Genomic DNA, 26,207 nt, shown 5'->3' with positions numbered 1-26,207 from the left:
CATTGTTTGATCGAGATCATAAGGCGAACCTGACGAAAGTGTACTATGTGTGACATATTGTCGCAGTTGCTCATTTTTTGCATAGCAACAAACTATAGTAAGGTCGTCGAGTTTAATGTTCAACGTACTGAAAAATAAATTAAATTTTTATATTACATTCACAGTTTTTTTATTAGCTGTAATCTTTCCTGCGCAAGCTCTTTTCGTTAGCCCCCCTAAAGAGCCCTTACCACTTATCCATGAAATATTTCCACAGGCAACCTTAGTAAGTGAAAAACAAGGGGATCCATTAATTTGGACAATCTACAAGGATGAAAACGTTATCGGCTATGCCTTTGAAACCAATGATATAGCAAAAATTCCAGCTTATTCTGGTGAACCAGTAAACATGCTCGTCGCAATAAGTCCTAGCGGAGTGTACTTAGGTGCAAGAGTACTTGAACACCATGAACCTATTATTCTTGCGGGAATTCCAGAAACAAAATTACATACATTTGCCAATCAATACGAAAACTTAAAAGTAAGCGATAGATTAAAAGTCGGTGGCAATAAACAAGACGGTATCATTCATATTGATGGGCTTTCTGGTGCCACAGTAACAGTAATGGTAATGAATGTTGCTATAACAAAAGCAGCAACCAAAGTAGCACGATCATTAGGCATTATCAGTAAAAGCGACTCTATTAAGCAACCAATGGCAGTAGTATTACCGGATGTATTTGAAAAGTCATCATGGCAAACTTTAGTGGGCGACGGATCTATCCGCCGATTATACCTTGATCGAAAAACAGTAGATGAAGCATTTATTGGTACCGAAGCCGAACATATAGAAGAAGCCAAGCCTGAGCAGAAAAGCGATATGTTTGCTGATATATACTTCGCTCAAATTGATCTGCCAAATGTTGGTCGAAACTTACTTGGTGATTCAGAATATCAATGGTTAATAAATAAGTTACAACCAGGAGAACATGCTATTGCCTTATTTGGTAATGGATACTCATTTAAGGGCTCTGGATACGTACGCGGTGGTATTTTTGACCGTATACAAGTTTTACAAAATGAAACAGCTATCTCCTTTAGAGATCTAGATCATAACCGTCTTACTGACATATATATTGAAGGGGCTCCACATTTTAAAGAGATGTCCTTATTTACTATTCGAGATCATCACGAGTTTAATCCTGGTGTCACTTGGCAACTTGAATTTTTAGTGCGCCGTCAGATAGGAGCAATTGACAGTACATTTACAAGTTTCAAAGGCAGTTATGATGCTTTAGACAATTACGTGTATCGTCCACCATATATTGCACCAGAGCCTGAATTAACATTGACTCAACAAGTTTGGCAAGACAAGAACTTAGAAGTAACTATCCTATTTATCTTACTTGCTATCTTGTTAGTCGTATTGTTTCTGCAAGACATAATTGTTCGCCATCCTACTTTTATGCATAACTTCCGACATGCATTTTTAATTGTCACAGTAGTCTTTATTGGTTGGTCTTGGGGCGGCCAGTTATCAGTAGTCAATGTGTTTACTTTTCTACAAGCTTTCATGTCCGATTTTTCATGGGATTTATTCTTACTCGATCCTGTGATCTTTATTTTATGGGGAGCAGCAGCCGTTACCATGATTTTATGGGGTAGAGCTGTATATTGTGGTTGGTTATGCCCATTTGGCGCATTACAAGAATTAATTAACGTCTTTGCACGCTACATCAAAATACCTCAATTTGAGCTACCTTGGGCGGTTCACGAGCGTTTATGGGCAATTAAATACCTAATTTTATTAGGCTTATTCGGTTTGTCTATGGAGTCATTAGCTACCGCTGAACAATTTGCTGAAATAGAACCATTTAAAACCACGTTTTTACTTAAGTTTGATCGTGAATGGCCTTTTATTATTTACGCGATATCACTCCTGGTGATCAACGTTTTCAATCGTAAGTTTTTCTGTCGTTATTTATGCCCATTAGGAGCCGCGCTATCTACAAGTAATAGTATTCGTTTATTTAGCTGGTTAAGACGTCGCCCTGAATGTGGTCAACCTTGTAAAACTTGTGCTAAAGAATGTGAAATCCAAGCAATAAATCCAGACGGAGTGATTAACATGCGTGAATGTCATTACTGCTTAGATTGTCAAGTGACCTATTTTAATGAAGAAAAGTGCCCTCCATTAAAAAAACTTGCACGTAAAAAGAATCAATTTAAAGAAAACCAAATAGAAACAATCAATGTTGGTTAGTACAAAAAATCAAACATAAGATTTAAAACATAAAACAAATATATAAAGCAAAATAATGGAGAAGAGTGATGAATAAAGATAGCGATAGCTCTAATAACATATCATTAGAGAACGAAGACAGACGCAAATTCTTTGGGAAAACCGCATTAATAGGAGCTGGTGCAGTAGCCGCACCTATGACTGCAACCATGTTTGCAACAATGGCAAAAGCTAACGCTTCAGAAGTTGAAAATAGCGCAACCGTTCACCCTGGTGAATTAGACGAATATTATGGGTTTTGGAGTGGTGGTCAATCTGGTGAAGTGCGCATATTAGGTATCCCTTCGATGCGCGAGTTAATGCGTATTCCTGTATTTAATACCGATAGTGCAACCGGGTGGGGCTTAACCAACGAAAGTAAACGCATTAAAGGCGACAGTGCTCATCTGCACACAGGGGATTCACATCATCCTCACATGAGTATGACTGATGGGCAGTATGATGGTAAGTATGTTTTCATTAATGACAAAGCCAATACTCGCGTTGCTAGAATACGTTGTGACATCATGAAATGTGACAAGATGCTAACCGTCCCTAACGCTTATGCGATTCACGGATTACGTGTTCAAAAAGTACCATACACCAAATATGTAATTTGTAACGGTGAGTTTGAGGTGCCAATTGTCAATGATGGTAAATCCTCATTAAACGATGTGAGCACTTATCGCTCCTTATATAATGTTATCAACGCCGAAACCATGGAAATGGCTTTTCAGGTTGAAGTAGATGGTAATTTAGATAACACCGATGCTGACTTTGATGGAAAATACTTCGCTTCAACCTGTTATAACTCTGAAATGGGTATGAACTTAGGAGATATGATTTCTTCTGAGCGCGATCATGTCGTTATATTTAACCTTGCACGCTGTGAAGCAGCTGTTAAAGCGGGTAAATTTAAAACTTATAATGGAAACAATGTTCCTGTACTAAATGGTCGTAAAGGCTCAGAGTTGACTCGTTATATTCCTGTACCTAAATCGCCACATGGCATGAACACTTCACCCGATGGGAAATATTTTGTTGCTAATGGTAAGTTATCACCAACGGTTTCTATCATATCTATTGAAAAATTAGATGATCTTTTTGCTGATAAAATTAAACCTCGCGATGCTATTGTTGCTGAGCCAGAGCTAGGTTTAGGTCCACTTCATACCGCTTTTGATAACAGAGGCAATGCTTACACAACATTATTCTTAGACAGTCAAATTGCAAAATGGAATATACAAGATGCAATTGATGCGCATAACGGTAAAAAAGTGAACTATCTTCGCCAAAAGTTAGATGTGCATTATCAACCTGGCCACAACCATACATCACAAGGTGAAACTCGTGATACAGACGGCAAGTGGTTAGTTGTGTTATGTAAATTTTCTAAAGATAGATTCTTACCTGTAGGTCCATTACGTCCAGAAAATGATCAGTTAATTGATATTTCTGGTGACGAAATGAAACTCGTACATGATGGTCCAACTTATGCCGAACCTCATGATTGTATTATTGTTCACCGTAGTAAGCTAAAACCATTAAAACTATGGCCGCGTAACGATCCATTCTTTAATGAAACTATCGCACAAGCTAAAAAGGATGGTGTTGACGTTTACACGCAAAACAAAGTGATTCGAGATGGTAATAAAGTTCGTGTTTATATGACTTCAATTGCACCAACATTTGGAATGACTGAATTTAAAGTTAAGTTGGGAGATGAAGTAACCGTTGTCGTTACCAATTTGGACCAAGTAGAAGATGTAACTCACGGTTTCTGTATGACAAATCACGGCGTACAAATGGAAATTGGCCCGCAAGCAACGTCTTCATTAACCTTTATTGCTAATAAACCTGGCGTTCATTGGTATTACTGTAACTGGTTCTGTCATGCGCTTCACATGGAAATGCGTGGTCGTATGCTAGTTGAAGCATAACAAACATCCCTCTTACTGAGTGTAAAAAGCACAACTTTAGTTGTGCTTTTTTATCGTTATTACCATTTTATTTGGATGGTATTAACGATAAAATTCAGCGGAAACTAATATATCGTTATCAGGGACATAAAACTGCTCGGCACTACTACTATGCCACCATAATTGCCATGAACGACTTAACCTATCTATATCTTCATTAAGTAATGCATTACAGGCTAATGGTGCCACTAAACTACCAATAGAAGTTTGCAAACCATTGGGCGATCGACGTTTAATCATATTAGGCGTTAACATGGCAGGATCATTTAACCCTAAACTAGCTACTAACTCATAAAAATTTTCTAGCGTATTATTATGAAAATTCTTAACACGATCACTTTTAATTGCCACGTTCACCGCTTTCGCTCGAACAGGATCTTGAGTTGCAATGCCTGTAGGGCAGCGATTAGTATTACAATGTCTAGTTTGTATACAACCGAGTGCCATCATCATTGTTCTAGCCGCATTAACAACATCAGCACCAACAGCAACCTTGGCTAATAAATCAAAACTCGATGCTGTTTTACCTGAAGCAATAATCTTAATTTTATCTCTTAATCCCACGCCAATTAAAGCATTACTCACAAAATAAACAGCTTCTAAGCACGTCATTCCCAGTCGGTTACTAAATTCAACTGGTGCAGCACCTGTGCCACCTTCAGCACCATCAATAGTAATAAAGTCTGGTAATATTCCCGTAGCAAGCATGGCTTTACAAACGCTAAGAAACTCAGCAGGGTTGCCTATACATAATTTAAAGCCAACAGGCTTTCCGCCACTAAGCTCTCTTAAACGTTGAACAAAGTTTAGTAATGCAACAGGTGTAGTGCACTCAGGGTTAATCGCAGGGGAAACACAATCTTCATCTCTTGATATATGCCTAATTTGGGCTATTTCTGCAGTAATTTTCGCTTTAGGCAATACTCCCCCATGCCCTGGTTTTGCTCCTTGGCTAATTTTAATTTCTATCATTTTTACTTGCGCTAAAGTTGCAATATTTGTAAAACGCTGTTCATCAAAATGTCCGTGATCATTTCTACATCCAAACAAACCCGAGCCTATTTGCCAAACTAGATCTCCCCCATGTTTTAAATGATAAGGGCTTGCCCCCCCCTCCCCCGTATTATGGTAGCAACCGGCTTTTTGAGCCCCTAAATTTAATGCTTCTATCGCATTAGAGCTAAGTGAGCCAAAGCTCATAGCAGAAATATTTAAATATGATGCAGAATATGGTTGTGTACATTGACTTCCACCAATAGTAATGCGTTTAGCCGCCTCAACAACTTTACTAGGCGCCATTGAATGCCAGAGACTTAAATAATTATCTTCATATAAATCATGCTGTGTACCGAAGGCAATAGTGTCTCGCGTATTTTTGGCTCGTTGGTAAACCAAGCTTCTTTCTTCACGGTTAAAAGGTTTTTCTTCTGTATCATTAGCAATAAAATATTGCTGCATTTCTCCGCGATATGACTCAAGGAAATAACGAATATAAGCAACAACAGGGTAAAGTTTGTTTAAGCTATGGCGACTAAAAAATAAATCATAAAAACCAACGATTGAATAAGCTAACGTCACACACACTAATATACCTGAAAAGATATTCTCATTTTGATGAAATAAATAAGCAGTACTAATATTTCCAAAGGTTAATACAAACCAATAAACCTTTTGCATGATTGTCATAAATATTCCTTCTAACTAATTAACGCTAATAGTTAACTTTTCTTAATCAAGATCAATAGTATATTGATAAAAATTGATATGCTATTAGTACATCAACTTTTATAAAGAATTTACTTTGTTTTTTTTAAGAAATTTACAACTAATCTTCCTAATATCACTTACTCTTATAGGTTTAAGTGCTAAGGTGTTGGCTGCAAAAACATGGCAAATAACCCCAACAGAAGCTTTACAAGAAGTACTCGATAACGCGACCAATGGTGACATAATTATATTGGCAAAGGGTCGTTATTTAGGCAATTTTGTAATTTCAAAACAAATTACCTTAATCGGTGAAGAAAATGCAATTATTGACGCTCAAGGTAGAGGTCATGCTCTACAGCTAAAAAACTCTCATATCACAATAGAAAATCTTACTATTATAAATTGGGGCAATGACTTAACAGATCAAAACTCAGGTATTTACTCAGATCAAAACGCAGAGCAAATAGTACTACGAAATAATAAATTAACTGGTGAAGGCTTTGGTATTTGGTTACAAAAAGCAAATTATATCAAGGTATTAAATAATATTATTCAAGGTAGTACTCTTTTACGATCTGCCGATAGAGGCAATGGCATTCAACTTTCTAGTGTGAGAAATGCCGAAGTAAAACAAAATGAGATATTTCATACCCGCGATGGAATTTACATCATCTCAAGTCAGGAAAATATATTAGAAAACAATAGGATGCACGACTTGAGATACGGCATCCACTATATGTATTCCCATGATAATCAGATAGTAAATAATTATGCCTATAATACCAGAGCCGGCTATGCCCTCATGAGCTCAAAAAGGCTAATAGTGAAAGGTAATGTTACCTATAACAGTGAAGATTATGGCTTTTTGATGAACTTTATTACCACATCAACAATTTCCGATAATGTAATTAAAGACGTTTGGACCAAGCCAGAAAACAAAGTACTAGGCCGAGATGGCAAAGGCTTATTCGTATATAATTCAGCCTACAATACCATTAGCAATAATATAGTAGATACCACAGAAATTGGTATTCACTTAACTGCTGGATCCGAAAATACACAAGTTTACGGTAATAGCTTTATTAATAACCCTACCCAAGTGAAATACGTATCAAATAAAAAGCAAGAATGGAGCTTCAATGAGCAAGGCAATTATTGGAGTAATTATGTGGGTTGGGATATGAATAACGACAGCATAGGTGACATTATTTTCGAACCTAATGACGGAATAGATAAACTTGTATGGCAATATCCTGAAATGAAAATGTTAATGGACAGTCCTGCCGTACTTATTTTACGTTGGGTGCAACGACAATTTCCCGTACTAAAACCTCCCGGAGTTAAAGATAGTTTTCCGCTGATGACATCTCCTCATAAGAAATTTATTCCTCGTGACGTTTCAGTACAAATTAATCAAACAAAAGATCGCGATAATCTAGCTGTAAAGGATAAAGAATAATGACGACTACATCGTTAATAACGTTATCAAATATTACTAAGGAGTATAGTTCCCTTTGTGCGCTACAAGCGATAAATATGCAATTAGCACAAGGGGAAGTACTAGGGTTATTTGGTCATAATGGCGCAGGTAAAACCACTATGATGAAACTAATTTTAGGGGTGATCTCGCCAACACATGGGAATATTGAAGTATTTGGCGTAAAACCAGACACTAAAGCCGCCTCTCATATGCGTAATAAAATTGGTTACTTACCTGAAAATGTGAGTTTTTATGAACAATTAACAGGATTAGAAGTATTAACTTACTTTGCAAAACTTAAAGGCTTTTCTAACACTAACTCTAAAAAACATGCCATAGCCTTATTAGAAAAAGTTGGTGTTGATCATGCGATGAAACGTCAAGTAAAAACCTATTCAAAAGGTATGAGACAACGTTTAGGCCTTGCGCAAGCGTTTATTGGTCAGCCTAAATTATTATTACTTGATGAACCAACCGTTGGACTTGACCCAATCGCTACTGCAGAGTTTTATCAAACTGTCGATCAACTAAAAAGCCAGGGAACAAGCGTTATTTTATGCTCACATGTTTTACCGGGGGTCGAGCAACATATTGATCGCGCAATGATCATATCTTCAGGTCAAATGTTAGCAACTGGCAGTTTAGCTGAATTACGCCAATTAGCGCATTTACCAACAAAAATATCACTTCAAGGGCTTGACGATACATTGACACAAGATCCAATACTTATTCCTTACATTGATCAAAAACAAAACAATATATTACGAGTACCTGAGCAAGATAAAATGGATATTTTACGCCATTTACTTAGCTTACCAAACCTGCAAGACATTAATGTTGAACCCGCAAATTTAGAGCAAGTCTACCAATATTTCTTGAAGGAAAAACCTGTTGATACAAAGAGTTCATATTCTGCGGAGGCTATAAAATGAGACAAATATTAACGGTAGCCAGTAAAGAGTTTCATGATGGCTTAAGAAACCGTTGGTTGATATCGATTACAATAATTTTTGCCATATTATCGATAGGCTTAACCTATTTTGGCGGCGTTGCATCTGGTTCTATAGGTATTGCTTCTTTATCTACCACTGTGGCTAGTTTAGCCAGTTTAGCGGTACTTTTGATCCCGCTAATAGCCTTACTACTTAGTTATGATAGTTTTGTTGGTGAACAAGAAAGCGGCACCTTATTGTTACTATTAACCTACCCACTAAATACAACACAGCTACTATTAGGTAAGTTTTTAGGACAAGGAGGAATTATCGCTCTTGCGACTATTCTTGGTTTTGGTTCCTCAGCATTGGTACTTTATTTTCAGCTCAATGATAATGAAATTATTAAAGTGTTTTCAATATTTATTACAAGTGCAGTTTTACTTGGCTTAAGTTTTACCGCAATCGCTTATTTAATTAGTTTGCTTGTCACTGAAAAATCTAAAGCGGCAGGCTTTGCCTTAATTATTTGGTTTTTATTTACTTTAGCCTTTGACCTTGCATTACTTGCATTACTTGTGGGTGTTGAACAAGGTATTTCCCAACAAGGACTTACACAATTGATGATGTTAAGTCCTGCCGATATCTTTCGCTTAGTTAACTTATCAGGGCTCGATAGTAGTGATATCAACGGAGCCCTTGCTATTGCAATAAAGTCAAGTTTATCCCAAGTACAACTTTTCGCGATTTTAACCGCATGGGTTGTACTTCCATTAACAATCGCTAATATTATTTTTAAAAAGAAGAAACTCTAATGAAATACACACTAAAATACCTAATCATATTATTATCTACCCTCACTCTTGTAAGTTGCTCCGAACATAGCGCAAAAAAGCAAAGTATTCATGAAGCTGTAGCCATTGAAGCGGCAGATGAATGCCATTTATGCGGCATGTTAATTTCTGAATTTCCGGGTCCTAAAGGAGAGCTTTTTAAAAATGGAATTTCACAAGATGAAGGCAATAAAGTTCACAAGTTTTGCTCTACTCGCGATATGTTTAGTTTTTACTTAGATCCTGAAAACAAAAGAAATATAACAACAATTTTAGTCCATGACATGAGTAAATCGCCGTGGAACAACCCAAACGATGAGTACTTTATTGATGCAAGAAGCGCATGGTTTGTCACAGGTTCAACACAAAAAGGGGCTATGGGCGCAACTTTAGCAAGTTTTTCAACAAAGACTGACGCACAAGCTTTTGCAGATGAATTTAACGGTCATGTCTTAGCTTTTAACGAAATTACCTTAGCGACATTAATGCCTGCGCATTAATTGATTAAATTAAAAACTAATTTTGACACAGTTAACAACCGGATGTTTAGGTATTAAAATGTCCGGTAAATTGAAAATACAAATCGTAAATCTGCTGTATCACTGTGATCTATGTTGGTATTAATAACAGCTGCTGTTAATTCAAACTGATTCCACGTTTTGGCAACCGTTGCGCTATAATTAATATACTCATTATCATCAAAAGCATCCCCCATGCTATAGCCAGTTTGTAATTTAAGTAAGTATTCGTTTGGAAAATAAAAATCGTACGCTGCACTTAAATATTGAGCAGACTCGCCTGAGTTAACATAATCGGGTGCATAAGCCACAGTCATCGTTAACGCATTAAAATAAGTATTAAAAATAAACTCCCCATAATCAGAGTTATCTGCACTGCTATAGCCAGTATATGTAATATAGGTATACGAAATATCATAAGAAACTGATTGATTAAACTGACTTGAAAAACCAATCAAATAATCTATTTCTGCATCAGCATCGTCAGAAAAATCAACATTAGACGCCCATACTCCTGCATAAAAACCATTTGTATTCTCATAGTTTAGACCCGCCTGAACAGCAAATGAATTATCAGTTTGGCTCACTCCGCGAAAAACATAATCTGAAGTTAATGTTCCTGTTACGCTAACCTCAGCTGTAGCTAAAGGAGCAACAAAAACGACAAAAAAAGCGATTAATAACAGTTGAATTTTGCTCATAAAAAGTTGCCCTATTCCAAATAAATCGAATTTACATCCTATCTTTGATTAAATATTACAACGTATATTTAATCGACTCATATATACATTGATAAGGTTAGACGTTTTATTTAAAAGAGTAAAAATTAATTTAATGTGTCTGCGTTTGCCCAATTAAATTTTATAACCTATTCTTATTTCTATATTTTATTTTAAAGGGTAAAAACATGCTTAATGCTAAAGCAAGTATAAAATTAAAATTAACAATTGCTTTTGTTTGCCTCATTTTATTTTGTGTTTCACTGCTCTCTTACATTGCAGTTTACACTTTAAAATCAACAACATCAGAGCAAAGTGATATTGTTGAATCTCAACTTAAAAAGTCGGTAGTAAAAACACTACAGCTCGCTGGCGAATCCTCAGGAAAACAAATAAGTGCATTACTTGATGAAAATTTTTCAACAACCATAGGGTTTGCCCAAGTACTTCAAGACAGTGCCCTACCTAATGAAACCTTCTCTCGGTCTCAAGTAAAAAACATTTCAAAATCTTTTTTAGCCAGTAATAAGCAAATTAGTGCGCTATATGCTCAATTTGAACCTGATGGATACGATAACAAAGACAGTGAAAATATCGGTAATTTTGAACATAGTTCAGATGTAGGAACGTTAGAAACCTATTGGTTATGGGAAAATGGCACGCCTATTTTCCAAGAAACCCAAGAAACCGAAAGTAAATATATCACCACGCTGAATGAAAATGGTATTAGAGAAAGCGAATGGTATCTATGTAGTATGGACTCTTTAAAACCTTGTGCTCTTGATCCTTACCTTTATGAAATAGAGCCAGGTAAATCTGAATTAATGACATCACTCACTTCGCCTATTCTAGTTAATGGCAAATTTATTGGCATGGTTGGTGTCGACATCAACTTGCCTATCATCCAGCAATGGCTGGTTGAATTAGCAAAAAACTTATTCGACGGTCAAGCCAGTGTGTCATTAGTCAGTCAAAAACAGTTAATTGTTGGATCAAGTAATTATCAAAACAACATTGGCAAAAATATCAATGCTTTTTCTAATACATTAAAAGGTGTGCTCGATTCAAAACAAGACTTCAATATTGATGGGAATGAATGGACTGTTAAAATTCCAATTGTTATCAAAAAAGCGGATACGCTTTGGCATTTAATCATTTCTTTACCTAAAACTACGGCTTTAGCGCCCGTGACTTTTCTCAATGAACAGGCAGAGATTTCTTTAACAAACGGATTGATACAAATTGTTATTGCATCAATCGTATTGATATTGATTAGTATTGTTTTAGGTGTTTGGCTTGCTAATTCGATTTCACACTCCATTAAAACTGTATCAGGGTCTATTGATAATTTGTCTTCTAATGAAGGTGATTTAACTCAAATTGTTGAAGTAAAAAGCCACCAAGAACTTATTTTTCTTGCGCAACACTTAAATACATTTATTAATAAACTTGCGACGATAATTTCTTCTTTAAAAGGAATTTCAAGCGATTTTGTTGATCAATTCCAAGAATTAGAAGGTAAAGCCGTAAAGATTGGCGAAGACACTTTAGAGCAGCAAACTAATTTAGAAAGTGTAGCAACTGCAATTAATGAAATGTCTGCAACAGCTATGGAAGTAGCAAGTTTAGCAGCAAACACAGCAAGCCAAGCAGATCAAGAAATAGGTAATTTATCGGTGACCCAAACTACACTTCAAAATAGCGTTAAAGAGGTTCATTTATTAGCCGATGATATTACCAAAACATCAGCTCAAATTTCTCAGGTTGCCACACGAAGTCAAAATGTTTCGGGGATTATTTCAACGATACAATCGATTGCTGAGCAAACTAATTTATTAGCATTAAATGCTGCAATTGAAGCAGCAAGAGCAGGTGAGCAAGGCAGAGGCTTTGCCGTAGTAGCTGATGAAGTGAGAACACTCGCTGCTCGCACCCAAACATCAACCCAGGAAATTAGTGATTTAATTGGGCATTTACAATCTGATGTGGATATTGCTGTAACCAATCTGAATGAGATTCAATCTGCCGTAAGTAATACGGTAGAAAAAACGAACGATAGCTATCATAAATTATCAGAAACAATGCAAGGTATAGAATCAATTAATAGTAGTGTTGCACAAGTAGCAACAGCAGCGGAAGAGCAAAGCACAGTGAGCGAAGAGCTTAATGAGCGCGTGACATTAATCTCAGATGGTAGTTTACAACTCTCTGAATTAGGGATTGAAATCAATAAACTAAGTCAGTCAGCGAAACAGTTAATTGATACCATGAATGCACAACTCAACAAGTTTGTTGTTTAAAGAATCATAAGAGGCGATAGATAATCAACATTAATATATAAAGGCCTTTACTGTAAAATACAGTAAAGGCCAATCGATGTTTTACGCCACTTTTCCATGAATTACATTAAAAATTCGACTAAAAGAGTTACTTTTGTTTAGTAAAATAGGTAAATGCAACTTACGTGCAATGTCACTTGATGAAATTACCCCTCTAATTTGATGTGTAGCTCGATCAACCACTAAGCAATGATTTAAGCCATTTTGTTCTAAAGCAAAAACAACATCACTCACTTTTGATTTTTCAAGTTCTTGATAGTCAAAAACTGTTAAGCTTTCGCGAGGTAACATCATATCTTCAACTAAAAGCATATTTCTAGGAGTTCCTTTAGCTACCTCACTTACTATATGACGCTCACTCAATTCTTTAGTGCTAATAACACCAATAAATTCATCATCTGCAGATACCACCATCTGCATTTTAACATGTGACTTGATCATTAAGTTTAGTGCGTCAACAGCTAATGTAGTCCCTTCAATTTTTAATGGGACATTATGTTTAAAATCAGTAAATATTTTTGTTGCAGGTGAACTAAGAGTAATTTCCTCGAAATGCTCTGGAGAAACAATATTGTCTACTTTTTCTAGATCAAATAAATGTAAATTTTTCATAACTACCTCTAATCTTTAAATTATGATCTATTAACAGCACAAAACCAGATATTTAGTGTATCTGTAGTTAGTTTACAGTGAGATGTTAATAGACAATTAATACTTAGATTTATACTAGGTTGCGCAAGTATTTTATGTACGCGAGTATCAAACCTAAAATTTATATTTAAACAGAAGTACTATGAGGTGGTGCTCTGGTGTTAATTGTGTGCCTAGTAATCAGAGCAAAAGACGGGTTGAATACTACGTATTCAATTAAAGCGCTAATATTAGTCGTTAAGGAGTGGGCCGCAATAATATAATCAGAAGGTTCGCTATCTTCTGGTACATTTTTTCTAGCAGACAAATCAAAATCAACTAACGTCGCTTTATCAACGCTATTTTTTTGACTTAAATCCCCCGTTCCTTGTTCTATTGTAGAACAAGTAACTATTACCATAAGGATTGCTAAAAAATATCTAACCACTAATAAACTACTTTATTGTTGCTTCATAATATTAACTATGATGTTTAATTATAATTTTTCAAGTCTTTTCTAAATAATAAATCACGGATATACAGGTTTGTTATTGCTTAGTGACTTTCTTAGCTTGTTGCCAGTATTGTTCTAATTGCTCAAGATCATGTTGTTCAAATGTTTTATTGCTTTCTCGCACTTGTGCTTCAACCTGATGAAAACGCTTAGTAAATTTTTGATTGGCTTGTCGCAGCAAGTTTTCAGGATCTTGCTTGGCATGGCGACATAAATTCACTACTGCAAACATTAGATCGCCTAATTCTTCAGCCAATAATTCGGGAGACTGATGAAGCTCATGCTTAACTTCTTCAACTTCTTCAGCTACTTTCGCAAAAACTTCATCAATGTTATGCCAGTCAAAGCCAACATGGGCACAGCGCTTTTGAATTTTAGCTGCTTGAGATAATGCGGGTAAATTTTTAGGAATATCGGCTAAAAGACTAATTTGTTGATTTGAATTCTTATTTTGTCTTTCCTTTGCTTTCTCGTTTTCCCAGTTTGCTTTAATCTCAGCATCTGTCGTTAATTGTTTATCCCCAAACACATGTGGGTGACGACGGATTAATTTCTCACATATCGCAGCAACAACACTGTCAAAATCAAAGCTTTTTTGTTCTTGCCCTAATTGACTATAAAAAATAACTTGAAACAGTAAATCTCCTAACTCTTTTTCTAATTCACTAAAGTCTTGTTGCTTAACCGCATCGATTACCGCATCAACAACCTCGTAAGCTTCTTCAGTGGAATGTACAGTTACACTGAAGCGAATATTTTGATACATTGTAAGGCATTCCATCATGAATAGTTGTGTGCGTGAGTATATGTTAACACCGAAAATCTACAGCTACACTAGATTTAGTTCCGAGAAACAACTTCGAGGTCATTCTCTTCAAAGGCAAACAGAAGCCATTGAAGAGTGGCTTCAAAATAATAATGTTAACATTCCAATTGATGACACCTTGCACATGCGGGACTTAGGGGTAAGCGCATGGAGCGGTGCGAATGTCGGAGAAGATGCCGCACTTGGCGGATTTCTGATAGCAGTCAAGGAAGGCAGAGTACCACGCAATTCATATCTCATATTGGAAAAGTTAGACCGTGCTACTCGCCAAAAGGTGACGATAGCAGTGGGAATTCTTACCGACATAATCAATCATGGTATAACCATAGTTACCCTATCTGATGGTAAAGAATACAACGAAGAATCACTCAACAAAAACAGCGGCATGGACTTCATGTTTGCCATCTTCCAACTTGGGTTAGCTCATCAAGAAAGTCAAAACAAGTCTGAACGCATTAGCAAAGCATACTCAAACAAAATCAAACAACTAGTTGAGAATGATAGACCCATCACCCATAACAAACCGAACTGGTTAGATGTTGATGATGACGGCAACTTCGTAGTCATCAAAGAACGGGCAGATGCTATCAAATATTTCTTCGATGTCATGGTTGAAAAGAATCTATCACTATCCCAAACATGCCAATTCGTCAATGAAGAAGGCAAAGTCCAATACTGGGGCAAAGACGGCTTATGGAAAAGCAGTTTCACTAGAACACTATTGAACACCAGACGTGTAATTGGTGAATGGCGGAGTGAAGCACACGACATCACGAGAATGATGTATCCTCCCATTGTCGATGTTAAAACGTACAATAAAGCTGTAAAGCTATCAAACACTAATAAGACATCCAAACGTGCCATCCTGTACCGTTCGAAACACAAAACCAACTTATTCACAGGCATTATGACATGCGGTTACTGTGGCAATAATATCAACGTAAGGGGTAAACGTAACGGTGAAGGAAGAACCCGCCTCTACTGCTCACAAGATAGAGAAAAGGCTTGCAAAGGTCATACAGCAGTTTACCAAACCGTCGAAGATGCCTTCTTGCAATTTTGCACTGAACTAGACTTCACTTCGATAATATCGCCAGCAGAAACACAACTAAAACTAAACTCATTCCAGAATGAGCTTGAACAACTCGAATCAAAGAAATTGTCACTGGAAACTGGTCTTGAATCATTAGCAAACTTTGTCATGCAAGGTAAAGCATCAAGAACAATCCAACAGAAGATTGATAAAGAAGAACAAAGCTTGGACTTACTAAACATTCAAATTTTGGAAAAGCAGAACCAAATAAGAGAATCCAACACTGAATTCATTGATGGAAGCATCATCAACTATACTTACATTGAACTTACAAAGAAGCTGACTGAGCTAAGAAGTAGTGACAACGAAGAAGATACCAACGAACTTTACGCACTACGCTGTAGGCTATCCAACCATATTGCATCAACAGTTGAGAATATCACCATCATGCTTCATGGATTCAGTGCAGCGGATAATGAAGATGAAATTGCACTAGTAATCAAATTTACAGGATGCGATACCGTTCGCATGATTAACATCAAAACCAAAGAGAATCACTTCTTCGTCACCACCAAGGAAGACGACACTCTTTATGTTGAGTATGATTCACAGGGCAACAAATACTTCAAAGAACGATACAAGTACGACGACTGGTCGTTACACGCTCGTCAGGCATTATCACAAGCAAGATACGAACGAAGGGCTGAAGCGCTGTACAACGCTCTTTCAACACGATTTGAATATGAAGGTGCATTCATCGCTGCAAACAAACTTGCTGAAGCGATGAGAAGTGAAGAGGATGATATTGAAAATGAAGCTCAGAGTACAGCCATCATCCAAGCAAGAACCCAACGTATTAAAGATAAATTAACCAAGCAATACCAAAAAATTGAACACGAGAAGCTTCAAAGAATCCTCAAGCTCTATATCAAAGCCAATGAAATTCAAACAAATGAATAACCAAACCCAAAAGAAAAATGAAGAAAAACGGCAATTAGTTAATGCACTTCGCTTACTAAATATTTCCGGTTTGAGTACCATCAAAGAAAGTGAGTCACCTGACTTCATTATTAACATTGCAAATAAGGCAATAGGAATCGAAGTAACTGAACTATATATCAAAGATGATTTCGACTCTGCAAAAACACAGGCGCATATTAGCAGAATCTCTCAAGATGCAATCGAAATCTTCGACAAAAAGTCCAACACGAAATGCATATTTCATTTTGGCTTTAACGGACACAACGATGCCAGCAACAGAAAAGAAATCACAACATCACTATCAAAGCATCTTTTACAAAACATTCATTTTAGAAACAAAAAATGTACCAACCTAATAAATCTAAAAATCCCCAAGAACAGTCAATTTTCAACTTTAATTAACTCCATTCACGCAAGACCAATAGAAAGTAATAATTCCGAATTCTTCATTACCAGTAAATTCGAGACAAAAAACCTAACCAAGACTGCAATCTCAAACTGCATCGCAGCTAAAGAAAAGCTTTTACCCAAATACAAAAAGTCATGCCAAGAAATATGGCTACTAATTGTATTGCCATTAATGCAACTTTCTAACGATTATCAGTTGCACGAAGGAATACCAAATATAAAAATCACATCAGATTTCGACAAATTATTTGTATATGATGAGTATAGAGAAAAGGTAACAATCATCACCTAAGTCACACCTACAAACAAAATTTAGCAAGTATCAAAAGTCCTATCCCGACTACCATAAGTGTACACAGATACATCACGATAAGTTACATCTATTATCAAATTAGGGTACTTATCATAAAACCACTGCTCAATAGAAATACCACCCGAACCAGCAACAGGGTCATACCCAATACCATTAACATACTCTGTACAGGGCCATGAAGCATACCTTTTCATCTTTCTACTAGGAAAGCCCAAGACTTCAATAACATCTTGCGCTGTCGCACCTTGACTTAACGGCAACTCAATTACATCTATTGTTACTTTTTTACTTTTGCCAGCAACAGAGAATTCCAATTCAACATCATCACTCCCTTTGTGTGTCGCATACCAGTATTCAAATTTAGACCAGTAATCAAGCTTCGCATTGGAATTTAATTCTAACTTCTCAGCATTACCACCTATATTAAAATATTGTTTCTCACTTTTATGACCGTACCCTGAATCATCAGAATAGTGCAAAATTTGAAAAACATCATTCGTGGTAAAGGTTAAACTTCTTTGGTTTTTCAAGACATACATCTTAGGCTTAAACAACCCGATGTACATATACGAGCCACCCAAAACTATAAACTTTTCAGTTTCACTCTCACCGTTTGACGGCTTAGGCTGGTAAGGCTTATAAGCTGTACTTTTACAACTCGACAAAGCCATAATCATCATGACTAAAAGAACAATTCTCATCAACAATCCCTATTTTATCCAATTGAATTTTTACAACTTTGCAGTAACACCGCAACAAAGTCAAGAAACAGAAAACACTAAATCATGAAGAGCTTCAGCTTGACAAATGGTGAGGATTTGGTATAATGTACGGCTTACTTTTAGAAGTAATCAAAGTACCATTTCGTTAAAATCCGCATCAATATCTGACTTAGTAATTCCGATGTATTTCAATGTCACACCAGTTGATGAGTGGCGTAGCATTTTCGAAACTCTCGCAATATCGTTAGTTTTAGCATAGAGAAATCTACCACGAGTTTTTCTCATAGAATGAGTCCCCAGCTTAACACCGATTATTTCACCAACATCTTTGAATGCCTTAGCTACAGATTGACGTGATAACGGTTTAATGCGAGTTGATATGTTTCTACTGTTGCGTGACTGAAACAAAAACTCCCCTTCAGGGTACTCTTTCATGATGGATTTAGTGATTGCAAGAGCCTTAGCGTTCAACGGAATATCAGCAACCTTACCAGTCTTAGACTCAACCATCGTTAGGCGACCATCTTTGATGTCACTATAACGAATACCTAACAAATCAGAGATTCTTAATGCCATATTAATACCAAATTCCCACACATCAGCCATTTGCTGAGTAGAATGCTTACTCAGTAACACAGGGATTGACTTCAAAATATTTTCATCCCTAACCGCTTCAACTTCTTGCATTTGCAAACCTTACTAAACACCAAAAACCAATCATTGTGTCAACTAAGATAGCATTTATATTAACTTTGTCAACAAAATAAGGGGGTGCATACTTTACACAATTACATTCTGTAAAGTAAAACCATCAAAATCAATATACCACTCATCAATCCGCCCCTTGCTGTATGACCAAACCATGCAACAAAAGCCACTAGAAAAAAGCTTCTGAAAAAGTTCGGAAACTTATAAATATGGTAATTAAACCCTCAGTCACCATTCTTTGGTTATTTCCCAACCAGAAGTAATGCATTGCAGTAGGTCATCTTCACACTCATAGCGTCACTGTTTTGAATATTAAAGGTTATTCATCACAACACATTCATCGAATGAGGTGCATGTTACGCATTAGTAAATGAGACGCTGTTGGTGTAAGGGGACGGTTTTATAAATCCGTTTAATTCTAAAGAACCATCTATTTGATGTGTTGAACATAATTCATACACATTGATAGTAATATCATAACAATAACAAGAAGAAATACATGAAAAACAATAATACAGATACACAATGCTTTGACAGCTTACTTACTGATGATGAGCTAAGAAAACGCAATGAGAGGAAACGATACAATAGTGCATGGAAGCATTTTACTGTTGGTCAGTCAGTCTCTGCTGATGCATTAGAAATCAAAAAGGATGGGCATAAGTACAAAGTTTTCCTTACTTTAACGCCAAAGAACCCTAATTGCGGTATTAGAAAGCTTGTTGAAGATGCAAATCAACTTTTGAAACTATTGCTTTCATCATTGAAGCGAAAAGGTGTTCAGCTTGAAGGTTATGTTGCATTGGAGAAGCAAAAGCTTCGCTGCTCTCATCTGGTGCCTCATCTCCACATGATACTCCGCTCACCAAAGAAAGGTATCAACTCAATATCAGATGAAAAGTTGAAGAACAAGATTTATTCGCTTGCTTGTGATTCTAAGCCATCGTTGTTTAGTCCGAAAGGCATTGATGTGCAACGAGTGTACAACAAGTCAGGTTTGTTCAACTACATAAGCAAGACTGCGAATGGCAAATCATACAATAGAGACTTCATCACACCACTGAATGATGATGGGTTGCTTGATGTAAATTTAGTAGCAATGGGAGCATAAACATGAAACTTACAGACTTCTTAGAAACAATTCAGGTTCAGCAACATAGCACCATAAGTGAATCTGTACACGCAAACCTTCAATCATTGAATTCACTTCATAATGATTTAATGTCTGCAACCAATACCAACAAGAAACTCAACATCATTGGTGAAATGATATTAGCAATCGCACGAGGTTAACAATGAACAACAGTAAAATTGAAAACAGGTTCACACTTCAACTGACACCTGAACTATTAGAATTCATTGATTCAAATTCCAAGTTACTTGGCATTACTCGTTCAAAATTTGTACGAGAAGTTTTGAGTAGAATTCAACAACAACACTCAAATGGAGATATAGCATGAATAATAAACACAAAATCACCGACCAGTCATGGTTCAAAGAATTCAAAAGGTACACTGAATCCATGCCTAACGTAAAAACAACGCTTCCAGACAAGTCACAACGCACTATTGAACGAGAAAAGGCACTACGATGTCAGTAGCACATCGAACAAGCAAGCTTCATCACACAACACCTGACAAACGACAGTTGGTTCACGCCATACTGTCGTGCCAAGGTGATAACAAGCGAATCAGGAGAATGTGTGCGTATTGGTTGATTCGTTATCTAATGGGTGGAAAAGGCACTGAAAGCCCTTCAACTGAGAAAACGAAAATGCTGATTCTGAAAGCATTCCACAAGGGGTTTATTTGATATGTACAAACTTAGCCGAGAAACGGAAATTGCACTAATGGAAGTAGCTGTTATGCACCCAAACACCAGTATTGATGAATTACTGATGAAGTGGGTGACACGCTTTTATAATGAACATGAGGAGTCTTTTGATTACTACGTTAATCAGAAGAATAGCACCCTTCCAATGGGAGGTCGTGCTTCAGATATTCAACCATCACATCAGACAACAACAAACTTTTTTGCTGTTTGATTGTGTACTCATCTTCTGTTAATTTTTTTGCATAAGGCTTGAACCTTGTTACGGTATGAAGTAATTCCGTTGAGAAGTATTTCTTCTCGCAAAAAAATGGCGGCTTGTTAGCGACAGCATAGCCCGAAACAATTCCTGAGATTGTTGAGCTTACAGCCGCATTACACACAACTAACTTATCTGAACTTTCAATACAATTCACACGATACCAGTTTAACGACCCTGCATAACTAACAGGCATCACTACCATCGCTAGGGCAATGCTTGCAATAACTTTCATCATATTCTGTACATCCTTCTTACTAATGATTGGTTAATTATTTTTGGAAGCACCACCCGTGACAACTTGCATTCCTCTTCAATAGTATGAGGCACTATCGTGGTAAATGTTTGCTTTAAATCCCACGGGCATCCCGTTTTTGGGTCACGCAAGCAAGTCATAATCCAACGTAATTTATCAATCGAAGGTTTATCATTCAGCATTATTAAATATCACATCCACTTTTGTATTGTGTTTTTCAGTTGGATTTACAATTTGCACTGTTGCCTTATAACCCGATGTAATGATTCCAGCCACTCTTTTCCAAGGTTTTGATAGGTACTGTTGAGCCACCAATTTGTCACTTTCATCATAAAAATCCAATAACAACGAACCATCCAGAAAGCTATCAAGAGATTGGTGTTTTATGTACAACTGCTCATCAACTTCGAAGTTCTGGGTAGTATACGGCTCAAGTAAAAGGTTGTTTTTCAGTGTCAATCGTAGGCTGCCCTTTCTGGGAAACACACCTGCAACAGGAAGTTCATTTCTCAGTGAATCAATGTATTCTTGCTGCCTCTTACTTTCAATATTTTCAACTTCTTCTTTGGAATAAGTTTTTATTTCTATTGTCGGAATAGCGCTTTCATAATTTACAATGTAGTCAACAGCACCGTCACTTTCATATATTTCGGCAACCCTGTTCTTGGTTGCCTCTGATAGATGTGCAACTCTACCAGCACCACCAACAGAGCTAGGCGAGAACAACATCACACGACCATCAGAAGCAGTCCATTCCGTCAATGTATCACCATCTTGACATGTAGAAAGGTTCAGCGGGTTGATTTCTTCAAATTCAGGTAAATAATTATCTTCAAAGTTATTTTCAATTTCAAATAACTTCTTCATTAATTTCACAGTCATTAATGCATCAGGTGCCGCTGAATGCGCATTAGAAGTATTGATAGAAAATGCTTCGCATAGCTCTGTTAGTTTCATGCTTTTTGTCAATTTGAAAATAGTGTTTGCATAATGCATTACGCATACTGCTTCATTACTAAACTTTAGGTCAGCGTCGCTTGCTGTTGCACTGTTATAAATTGCATCGGTATCATATTGAAGGTTATACCCTGCAATACGCTTACCTTGAATAGCAAATAAAAACCTTTCCGTAAGTGAAGCGAATGATTCAGAATTACTCAAATCACCTTCAACGATACCGTGAACCTTTGTTGCGCCTTGTTCAATAGGTATGTTTGGTTTAACTCGTTCGGATAGGAGAACATTCTCATTCATATCAACAACTGCAATTTCAATAACTTGATAACCTTCAGATATACCTGTAGTTTCAGTATCAATGACAACAAATGAATTCAGATACTCTTCATCACTTTCTTCACTATTATCGTTTTTTGATTCAACTGTTTCTTCAGTTTCGATTGTTTTTGATGTTGCAGATTCAGGTTCGATATTTTTTGGAGATTTTTTATTGATAGTCAAAATAAAAAACACAACAACCAATGCAATCAATACTAATAGTATTTCCATTTACAACTCCCTTTCTTAGCAAGTTAACTCTTTATCTAGTGTTTAATGTTTAAAACCAACCCGTGACAACTTGCATTCCTCTTCAATAGTATGAGGCACTATCGTGGTAAATGTTTGCTTTAAATCCCACGGGCATCCCGATTCAGGGTCACGTAATTGTGCCATTATCCAGCGAAGTTTTTCTATTGAGGGAGCTTCATTTAACATATATTAATTATCACTTTTACGTTGTGTTCATATTAACGGCTAGACAGAGTTAAACATCGATCCTAGATGATAATACTAGATGGTTTTCCAGTCTTAATTTTGCTGAACGCAGTAAGAATTCAGCAAAAAATATGCTATATATTATTGCAGTAATAGCACTTTGAGCCATCTGCATGACAAATAAATCCAAACTCTGTTGAGAAGAAAATACGCTGCCATCAAATAGTTGTAGAGCCAAAAATACAAATGCAAATAATGCTGATGAATACACCAGTTTAATCTGCTGGTTTATGTTCATTATCGACTGCCTAACAGGGATACCTTTTACAGATTTTGAAAACATTCCAAATACTAACTTAAATGTCAACACAATAACTTCACTACCTTGTGCGCGTATTGCAGTTGCCAACCAAAAGGCAGCCATGACAAATAGGTTAATATGCAGCCTTTCATCTATCTTGCCACTGCCATTTACTAACAAGATACCTAAAATAATGACCAGTAGAACAAACCATGAAGCTAAGTTATCTTTAAATGATACGGTTTTGTAATCATGGAAGTAAGATGATGAGTCATTTAAATATTCAACTGAAACTGAGAAGGCGCCAGCTAAAGCCATTTTTGATTCAAGTGAACACTCACCAGATTTTTCAATGCGCTGAATAGTTCTCACACTAACCCCTGATACTATTGCGAGTTGCTCTTGTGACCAGCCATGTTGAGTTCGAAGTTGTTTTATTTTATCGGTAGATATCATTTATATAATCCCAAATAATGTGTGTGAAATAAATTTACAACAAATGACTTCTTTTACCACGACACGTTGCCGCCAAAACCTGACAGTCTACCGACAACGATTGTTAAAACACATTACCACGTATGCCATCAATTATAATCAATGTGCAAACGTTGAAAATAGCACTCTGAAATTTTATGGCATCTCGTTACAACATTGCGCCACTATGACATACCCCAGCGAAGTTTTTCTATTGAAGGTTTATCGTTTAACATTTATTCACTTATTGTATGAGTTATTTTCTAACAGCTTCTATTACGTCATCAAGTTGTAACAGTTTACTTAGCAGGCGATTTAAGCTGTCATTATCGGAAATTTCAATATGTATCAGTATTGTTGAGGTCGGCTTATTACGATCCGCATGACTTTCTAATCCCATTATAAATAATCGTTCATTGGCAATAATTGTCGATACATCTCTTAATAATCCTTGGCGATCATATGCTGTAATAAGAACAGTAGCTTTATAAACACCACGGCTTTGCTCACCCCATTGTACTTCAACTTCTCGTTCCGGGTGTTGCTGCAAAGAGTTAGCTAATTGTTCGCAATCTTTCCTGTGTACCGAAATACCGCGACCTTGTGTGATAAAACCTAAAATTTCATCTCCTTGAACAGGTTGGCAACATTGCGCCATATGAGTCAGTAAGTTTCCAACCCCTGAAACAGTAATACCGTTATTATCACCTTTATATTTTTGTGGTGCTGTTGTCTGCTTGATTAGGCTTTGTGGATCGATTTCCTTCGGTGGTTGAGTTTTTTCTTGTTCTAATAACAAGTAATTTATCACTTGTTGTAAGCGAGCATTACCTGATGCAATAGCGACATATAAATCGTCTAACGTGTTCATATTGAATTTTTCAATGGCTAAATTTAACGTACTTGCTTCAATATGATGTTTTTCTAGTTCTTGCTCTACTTGTTCCTTACCTAAGGCAATATGTTTATCACGATCTTGTAAACGAAAGAAATGTTGTACTTTGGCTCTTGCTCTTGCTGTATGCAAATATTTTAAGCTAGGGTTTAACCAATCACGACTTGGGTTTGGCTTTTTACTTGTTAATACTTCAACTTGGTCACCGGTTTTTAAACGATGAGTAAAAGGTACTATTCTTCCAAACACTTTAGCGCCAATACAACAATGCCCTACATTTGAATGAATATAATAAGCAAAATCTAACGGTGTTGACCCTATAGGTAAATCAATTACATCACCATTTGGCGTAAACACATATATGCGATCTTCAAAAACTTGGCTACGTAATTCATCAAGTAATTCACCACTTTCGCTAACATCATCCTGCCATTGTAATATTTTACGTAACCAGCTAACTTTCTCGTCGAAGCCAGTTGTTTTTCCGCTTGCCGTACCTTCTTTGTAGCGCCAATGTGCCGCAACACCTAACTCTGCATCATCATGCATTTGTTGAGTACGTATTTGTACTTCTACAGATTTACCTTCAGGACCTAAAACCACAGTATGTATCGATTGATAACCGTTGGCTTTAGGAGTTGCTACATAGTCATCAAATTCATCAGGTAAATGTTTCCAATTTGTATGTACGATACCTAACGCCCCATAGCAATCTTGAAGCTTTTCTACTACAACACGAACGGCTCGAACATCAAATAATTGATCGAAGTCGAGCGACTTTTGCTTCATTTTCTTCCAAATGCTGAAAATATGTTTGGGTCTACCGTATACTTCTCCTTTAATACCTACATCAGCTAATTTAGTTGATAAGTCATCGACAAAATTCACCATGTAACGTTCTCGGTCTAAACGTTTCTCCGCAAGTTGTTTCGCTATTTTTTTATACACTTCAGGGTGAAGGTAGCGAAACGCAATATCTTCAAGTTCCCATTTTAACTGCCCTATTCCTAAGCGATTCGCTAACGGCGCATAAATATTTTCAGTTTCTTTTGCTGCTAGAACACGGGTTTCTTCATCATAATTTTTAACAATTCGCAAGTAACATAAGCGTTCTGCAAGCTTAATAACTACAGCACGCACATCTTCAACCATTGCCAATAACATTTTACGAATATTATCTACTTGATTGGCCGCAACTCTATTGGTCTGACTTTGTTGTAGGGCGCGAATAGCATCCATTTGGCTAACACTTTCAACCAAAACAAGAATATCTTTAGAAAAGTGCTCTTCAATATAAGCAATATCAATTAATTGATACTCATATAAAGACGATAAAAACGCCGCGCAAAGCGAATCACTGTCTAAATTAAGTCCAGCAAGTATTTCCACCATTTCAAATGATTTATTTTCACATTCAACGTTGCCGTCAAATGTATTTTTAACTTGTATCCACAAGTTTTCTATAGCTTGGCGTTTAACGTTATTTAACTCTAAAGCATTTAACCACTGCTCAAAGCTTGTTTCTGTCATTTGATGCGACTTTCTTACCGAAACCATGAAGCTTACTACCTCTGCTA

General features: G+C 36.6%; 24 protein-coding genes and 2 pseudogenes. 14 read left to right on the top strand and 12 right to left on the bottom strand.

Going from position 1 to position 26,207, the window contains the following annotated elements:
• Positions 1-115: 115 nt before the first annotated feature.
• Together nosR and nosZ are read left to right on the top strand one after the other, a co-directional pair.
• Entirely contained in the window at positions 116-2,242 is a 2,127-nt protein-coding gene (nosR, locus tag IE155_RS07285) for a transcriptional regulator NosR (protein ID WP_189377592.1), read from the top strand.
• A gap of 68 nt (positions 2,243-2,310) precedes the next feature.
• Positions 2,311-4,200, top strand: a complete 1,890-nt coding sequence (nosZ, locus tag IE155_RS07280; RefSeq protein ID WP_189377591.1) for a TAT-dependent nitrous-oxide reductase — start codon at positions 2,311-2,313, stop codon at positions 4,198-4,200.
• Between the two features lie 81 nt (positions 4,201-4,281).
• On the opposite strand, the gene IE155_RS07275 is transcribed toward nosZ, so the two are convergent.
• Complete coding sequence (locus IE155_RS07275) at positions 4,282-5,925, bottom strand: FMN-binding glutamate synthase family protein (protein ID WP_189377590.1); 1,644 nt, start codon at positions 5,923-5,925, stop codon at positions 4,282-4,284.
• Between the two features lie 184 nt (positions 5,926-6,109).
• Here IE155_RS07275 and IE155_RS07270 point away from each other — a divergent pair, with 184 nt between their 5' ends.
• Genes IE155_RS07270 through IE155_RS07255 form a run of 4 tightly spaced genes read left to right on the top strand, consistent with a single transcriptional unit; the run spans position 6,110 to position 9,691 of the window.
• Positions 6,110-7,405: a nitrous oxide reductase family maturation protein NosD gene (locus IE155_RS07270; protein WP_229817127.1), complete on the top strand. Its 1,296-nt coding sequence runs from the start codon at positions 6,110-6,112 to the stop codon at positions 7,403-7,405.
• Positions 7,405-8,358, top strand: a complete 954-nt coding sequence (locus IE155_RS07265) for an ABC transporter ATP-binding protein (protein ID WP_189377588.1) — start codon at positions 7,405-7,407, stop codon at positions 8,356-8,358. Before IE155_RS07270 ends, IE155_RS07265 begins: the two co-directional genes overlap by 1 nt.
• Positions 8,355-9,173, top strand: coding sequence for an ABC transporter permease (locus tag IE155_RS07260; RefSeq protein WP_189377587.1), 819 nt, complete (start codon positions 8,355-8,357; stop codon positions 9,171-9,173). The genes IE155_RS07265 and IE155_RS07260 overlap by 4 nt, the downstream gene beginning before the upstream one ends.
• Positions 9,173-9,691 (top strand): nitrous oxide reductase accessory protein NosL, encoded by a 519-nt coding sequence (locus IE155_RS07255; RefSeq protein WP_189377586.1) that lies wholly within the window; start codon positions 9,173-9,175, stop codon positions 9,689-9,691. The genes IE155_RS07260 and IE155_RS07255 overlap by 1 nt, the downstream gene beginning before the upstream one ends.
• A 53-nt stretch (positions 9,692-9,744) precedes the next feature.
• Here IE155_RS07255 and IE155_RS07250 read toward each other — a convergent pair whose 3' ends face one another.
• A complete protein-coding gene (locus IE155_RS07250) occupies positions 9,745-10,410 on the bottom strand; it encodes a TorF family putative porin (protein ID WP_189377585.1) in 666 nt (221 codons plus the stop codon).
• 206 nt (positions 10,411-10,616) lie between these two features.
• On the opposite strand from IE155_RS07250, the gene IE155_RS07245 reads away from it, so the two are divergent.
• Entirely contained in the window at positions 10,617-12,728 is a 2,112-nt protein-coding gene (locus tag IE155_RS07245; RefSeq protein ID WP_189377584.1) for a methyl-accepting chemotaxis protein, read from the top strand.
• 81 nt (positions 12,729-12,809) lie between these two features.
• On the opposite strand, the gene IE155_RS07240 is transcribed toward IE155_RS07245, so the two are convergent.
• From IE155_RS07240 to mazG (IE155_RS07230), 3 genes are all read right to left on the bottom strand, one after another.
• Entirely contained in the window at positions 12,810-13,379 is a 570-nt protein-coding gene (locus tag IE155_RS07240) for a CBS domain-containing protein (RefSeq protein WP_189377583.1), read from the bottom strand.
• Positions 13,380-13,545: 166 nt separating this feature from the next.
• Entirely contained in the window at positions 13,546-13,818 is a 273-nt protein-coding gene (locus IE155_RS07235; RefSeq protein ID WP_189377582.1) for a hypothetical protein, read from the bottom strand.
• 127 nt (positions 13,819-13,945) lie between these two features.
• Positions 13,946-14,677, bottom strand: coding sequence for a nucleoside triphosphate pyrophosphohydrolase (mazG, locus tag IE155_RS07230; RefSeq protein WP_229817125.1), 732 nt, complete (start codon positions 14,675-14,677; stop codon positions 13,946-13,948).
• A gap of 16 nt (positions 14,678-14,693) precedes the next feature.
• Here mazG (IE155_RS07230) and IE155_RS07225 point away from each other — a divergent pair, with 16 nt between their 5' ends.
• Both IE155_RS07225 and IE155_RS07220 read left to right on the top strand, forming a co-directional pair.
• Entirely contained in the window at positions 14,694-16,730 is a 2,037-nt protein-coding gene (locus tag IE155_RS07225) for a recombinase family protein (RefSeq protein WP_189377580.1), read from the top strand.
• Positions 16,723-17,451, top strand: a complete 729-nt coding sequence (locus IE155_RS07220) for a hypothetical protein (protein WP_189377579.1) — start codon at positions 16,723-16,725, stop codon at positions 17,449-17,451. Before IE155_RS07225 ends, IE155_RS07220 begins: the two co-directional genes overlap by 8 nt.
• A 20-nt stretch (positions 17,452-17,471) precedes the next feature.
• Here IE155_RS07220 and IE155_RS07215 read toward each other — a convergent pair whose 3' ends face one another.
• The gene (locus IE155_RS07215) at positions 17,472-18,173 is read right to left on the bottom strand and encodes a hypothetical protein (protein WP_189377578.1); all 702 of its coding nucleotides are present in this window, start codon (positions 18,171-18,173) and stop codon (positions 17,472-17,474) included.
• Between the two features lie 150 nt (positions 18,174-18,323).
• Positions 18,324-18,881, bottom strand: a complete 558-nt coding sequence (locus IE155_RS07210) for a tyrosine-type recombinase/integrase (RefSeq protein WP_189377577.1) — start codon at positions 18,879-18,881, stop codon at positions 18,324-18,326.
• Positions 18,882-19,401: 520 nt separating this feature from the next.
• On the opposite strand from IE155_RS07210, the gene IE155_RS07205 reads away from it, so the two are divergent.
• The 5 genes from IE155_RS07205 to IE155_RS07185 all read left to right on the top strand — a co-directional run bounded on the left by IE155_RS07205 (position 19,402) and on the right by IE155_RS07185 (position 20,946).
• A complete protein-coding gene (locus tag IE155_RS07205) occupies positions 19,402-20,013 on the top strand; it encodes a hypothetical protein (protein ID WP_189377576.1) in 612 nt (203 codons plus the stop codon).
• 2 nt (positions 20,014-20,015) lie between these two features.
• Positions 20,016-20,195, top strand: a complete 180-nt coding sequence (locus tag IE155_RS07200) for a hypothetical protein (RefSeq protein WP_189377575.1) — start codon at positions 20,016-20,018, stop codon at positions 20,193-20,195.
• A gap of 2 nt (positions 20,196-20,197) precedes the next feature.
• Positions 20,198-20,362, top strand: coding sequence for a hypothetical protein (locus IE155_RS07195; RefSeq protein ID WP_189377574.1), 165 nt, complete (start codon positions 20,198-20,200; stop codon positions 20,360-20,362).
• Positions 20,359-20,502, top strand: coding sequence for a hypothetical protein (locus IE155_RS07190; RefSeq protein ID WP_189377573.1), 144 nt, complete (start codon positions 20,359-20,361; stop codon positions 20,500-20,502). Before IE155_RS07195 ends, IE155_RS07190 begins: the two co-directional genes overlap by 4 nt.
• Before the next feature lie 213 nt (positions 20,503-20,715).
• The gene (locus tag IE155_RS07185; RefSeq protein ID WP_189377572.1) at positions 20,716-20,946 is read left to right on the top strand and encodes a hypothetical protein; all 231 of its coding nucleotides are present in this window, start codon (positions 20,716-20,718) and stop codon (positions 20,944-20,946) included.
• 354 nt (positions 20,947-21,300) lie between these two features.
• Here the strand turns inward: IE155_RS07185 and mazG (IE155_RS18140) are convergent.
• The 5 genes and pseudogenes from mazG (IE155_RS18140) to relA form a co-directional block, all read right to left on the bottom strand.
• Positions 21,301-21,429 (bottom strand): annotated as a pseudogene (mazG, locus tag IE155_RS18140) (nucleoside triphosphate pyrophosphohydrolase); the annotation flags it as partial.
• Positions 21,419-22,753 (bottom strand): 3'-5' exonuclease, encoded by a 1,335-nt coding sequence (locus tag IE155_RS07180; protein WP_189377571.1) that lies wholly within the window; start codon positions 22,751-22,753, stop codon positions 21,419-21,421. The gene IE155_RS07180 and the pseudogene mazG (IE155_RS18140), both read right to left, overlap by 11 nt.
• Before the next feature lie 78 nt (positions 22,754-22,831).
• A pseudogene (mazG, locus tag IE155_RS07175) lies at positions 22,832-22,960 on the bottom strand (nucleoside triphosphate pyrophosphohydrolase); the annotation flags it as partial.
• Between the two features lie 49 nt (positions 22,961-23,009).
• Positions 23,010-23,717, bottom strand: coding sequence for a helix-turn-helix domain-containing protein (locus IE155_RS07170; RefSeq protein WP_189377570.1), 708 nt, complete (start codon positions 23,715-23,717; stop codon positions 23,010-23,012).
• A 274-nt stretch (positions 23,718-23,991) separates the two neighbouring features.
• Complete coding sequence (gene relA / locus IE155_RS07165; protein ID WP_189377569.1) at positions 23,992-26,187, bottom strand: GTP diphosphokinase; 2,196 nt, start codon at positions 26,185-26,187, stop codon at positions 23,992-23,994.
• Positions 26,188-26,207: the final 20 nt, after the last annotated feature.

It is taken from the genome of Thalassotalea profundi (assembly GCF_014653195.1).
GTDB lineage: Bacteria > Pseudomonadota > Gammaproteobacteria > Enterobacterales > Alteromonadaceae > Thalassotalea_B > Thalassotalea_B profundi.
This window is presented reverse-complemented; position numbering and strand designations above follow the sequence as displayed.

Coding starts and splice junctions, on each gene's coding strand:
- IE155_RS07275 (WP_189377590.1), bottom strand. CDS start 5,925: ATGACAATCATGCAAAAGGTTTATTGGTTTGTATTAACCTTTGGAAAT.
- IE155_RS07215 (WP_189377578.1), bottom strand. CDS start 18,173: ATGAGAATTGTTCTTTTAGTCATGATGATTATGGCTTTGTCGAGTTGT.
- IE155_RS07190 (WP_189377573.1), top strand. CDS start 20,359: ATGAATAATAAACACAAAATCACCGACCAGTCATGGTTCAAAGAATTC.
- IE155_RS07185 (WP_189377572.1), top strand. CDS start 20,716: ATGTACAAACTTAGCCGAGAAACGGAAATTGCACTAATGGAAGTAGCT.
- IE155_RS07255 (WP_189377586.1), top strand. CDS start 9,173: ATGAAATACACACTAAAATACCTAATCATATTATTATCTACCCTCACT.
- IE155_RS07245 (WP_189377584.1), top strand. CDS start 10,617: ATGCTTAATGCTAAAGCAAGTATAAAATTAAAATTAACAATTGCTTTT.
- IE155_RS07210 (WP_189377577.1), bottom strand. CDS start 18,881: ATGCAAGAAGTTGAAGCGGTTAGGGATGAAAATATTTTGAAGTCAATC.
- nosZ (WP_189377591.1), top strand. CDS start 2,311: ATGAATAAAGATAGCGATAGCTCTAATAACATATCATTAGAGAACGAA.
- IE155_RS07240 (WP_189377583.1), bottom strand. CDS start 13,379: ATGAAAAATTTACATTTATTTGATCTAGAAAAAGTAGACAATATTGTT.
- IE155_RS07265 (WP_189377588.1), top strand. CDS start 7,405: ATGACGACTACATCGTTAATAACGTTATCAAATATTACTAAGGAGTAT.
- IE155_RS07200 (WP_189377575.1), top strand. CDS start 20,016: ATGAAACTTACAGACTTCTTAGAAACAATTCAGGTTCAGCAACATAGC.
- IE155_RS07260 (WP_189377587.1), top strand. CDS start 8,355: ATGAGACAAATATTAACGGTAGCCAGTAAAGAGTTTCATGATGGCTTA.
- mazG (WP_229817125.1), bottom strand. CDS start 14,677: ATGTATCAAAATATTCGCTTCAGTGTAACTGTACATTCCACTGAAGAA.
- relA (WP_189377569.1), bottom strand. CDS start 26,187: ATGGTTTCGGTAAGAAAGTCGCATCAAATGACAGAAACAAGCTTTGAG.
- IE155_RS07205 (WP_189377576.1), top strand. CDS start 19,402: ATGAAAAACAATAATACAGATACACAATGCTTTGACAGCTTACTTACT.
- IE155_RS07250 (WP_189377585.1), bottom strand. CDS start 10,410: ATGAGCAAAATTCAACTGTTATTAATCGCTTTTTTTGTCGTTTTTGTT.
- IE155_RS07195 (WP_189377574.1), top strand. CDS start 20,198: ATGAACAACAGTAAAATTGAAAACAGGTTCACACTTCAACTGACACCT.
- IE155_RS07235 (WP_189377582.1), bottom strand. CDS start 13,818: ATGGTAATAGTTACTTGTTCTACAATAGAACAAGGAACGGGGGATTTA.
- IE155_RS07170 (WP_189377570.1), bottom strand. CDS start 23,717: ATGATATCTACCGATAAAATAAAACAACTTCGAACTCAACATGGCTGG.
- IE155_RS07180 (WP_189377571.1), bottom strand. CDS start 22,753: ATGGAAATACTATTAGTATTGATTGCATTGGTTGTTGTGTTTTTTATT.
- IE155_RS07220 (WP_189377579.1), top strand. CDS start 16,723: ATGAATAACCAAACCCAAAAGAAAAATGAAGAAAAACGGCAATTAGTT.
- nosR (WP_189377592.1), top strand. CDS start 116: ATGTTCAACGTACTGAAAAATAAATTAAATTTTTATATTACATTCACA.
- IE155_RS07225 (WP_189377580.1), top strand. CDS start 14,694: ATGAATAGTTGTGTGCGTGAGTATATGTTAACACCGAAAATCTACAGC.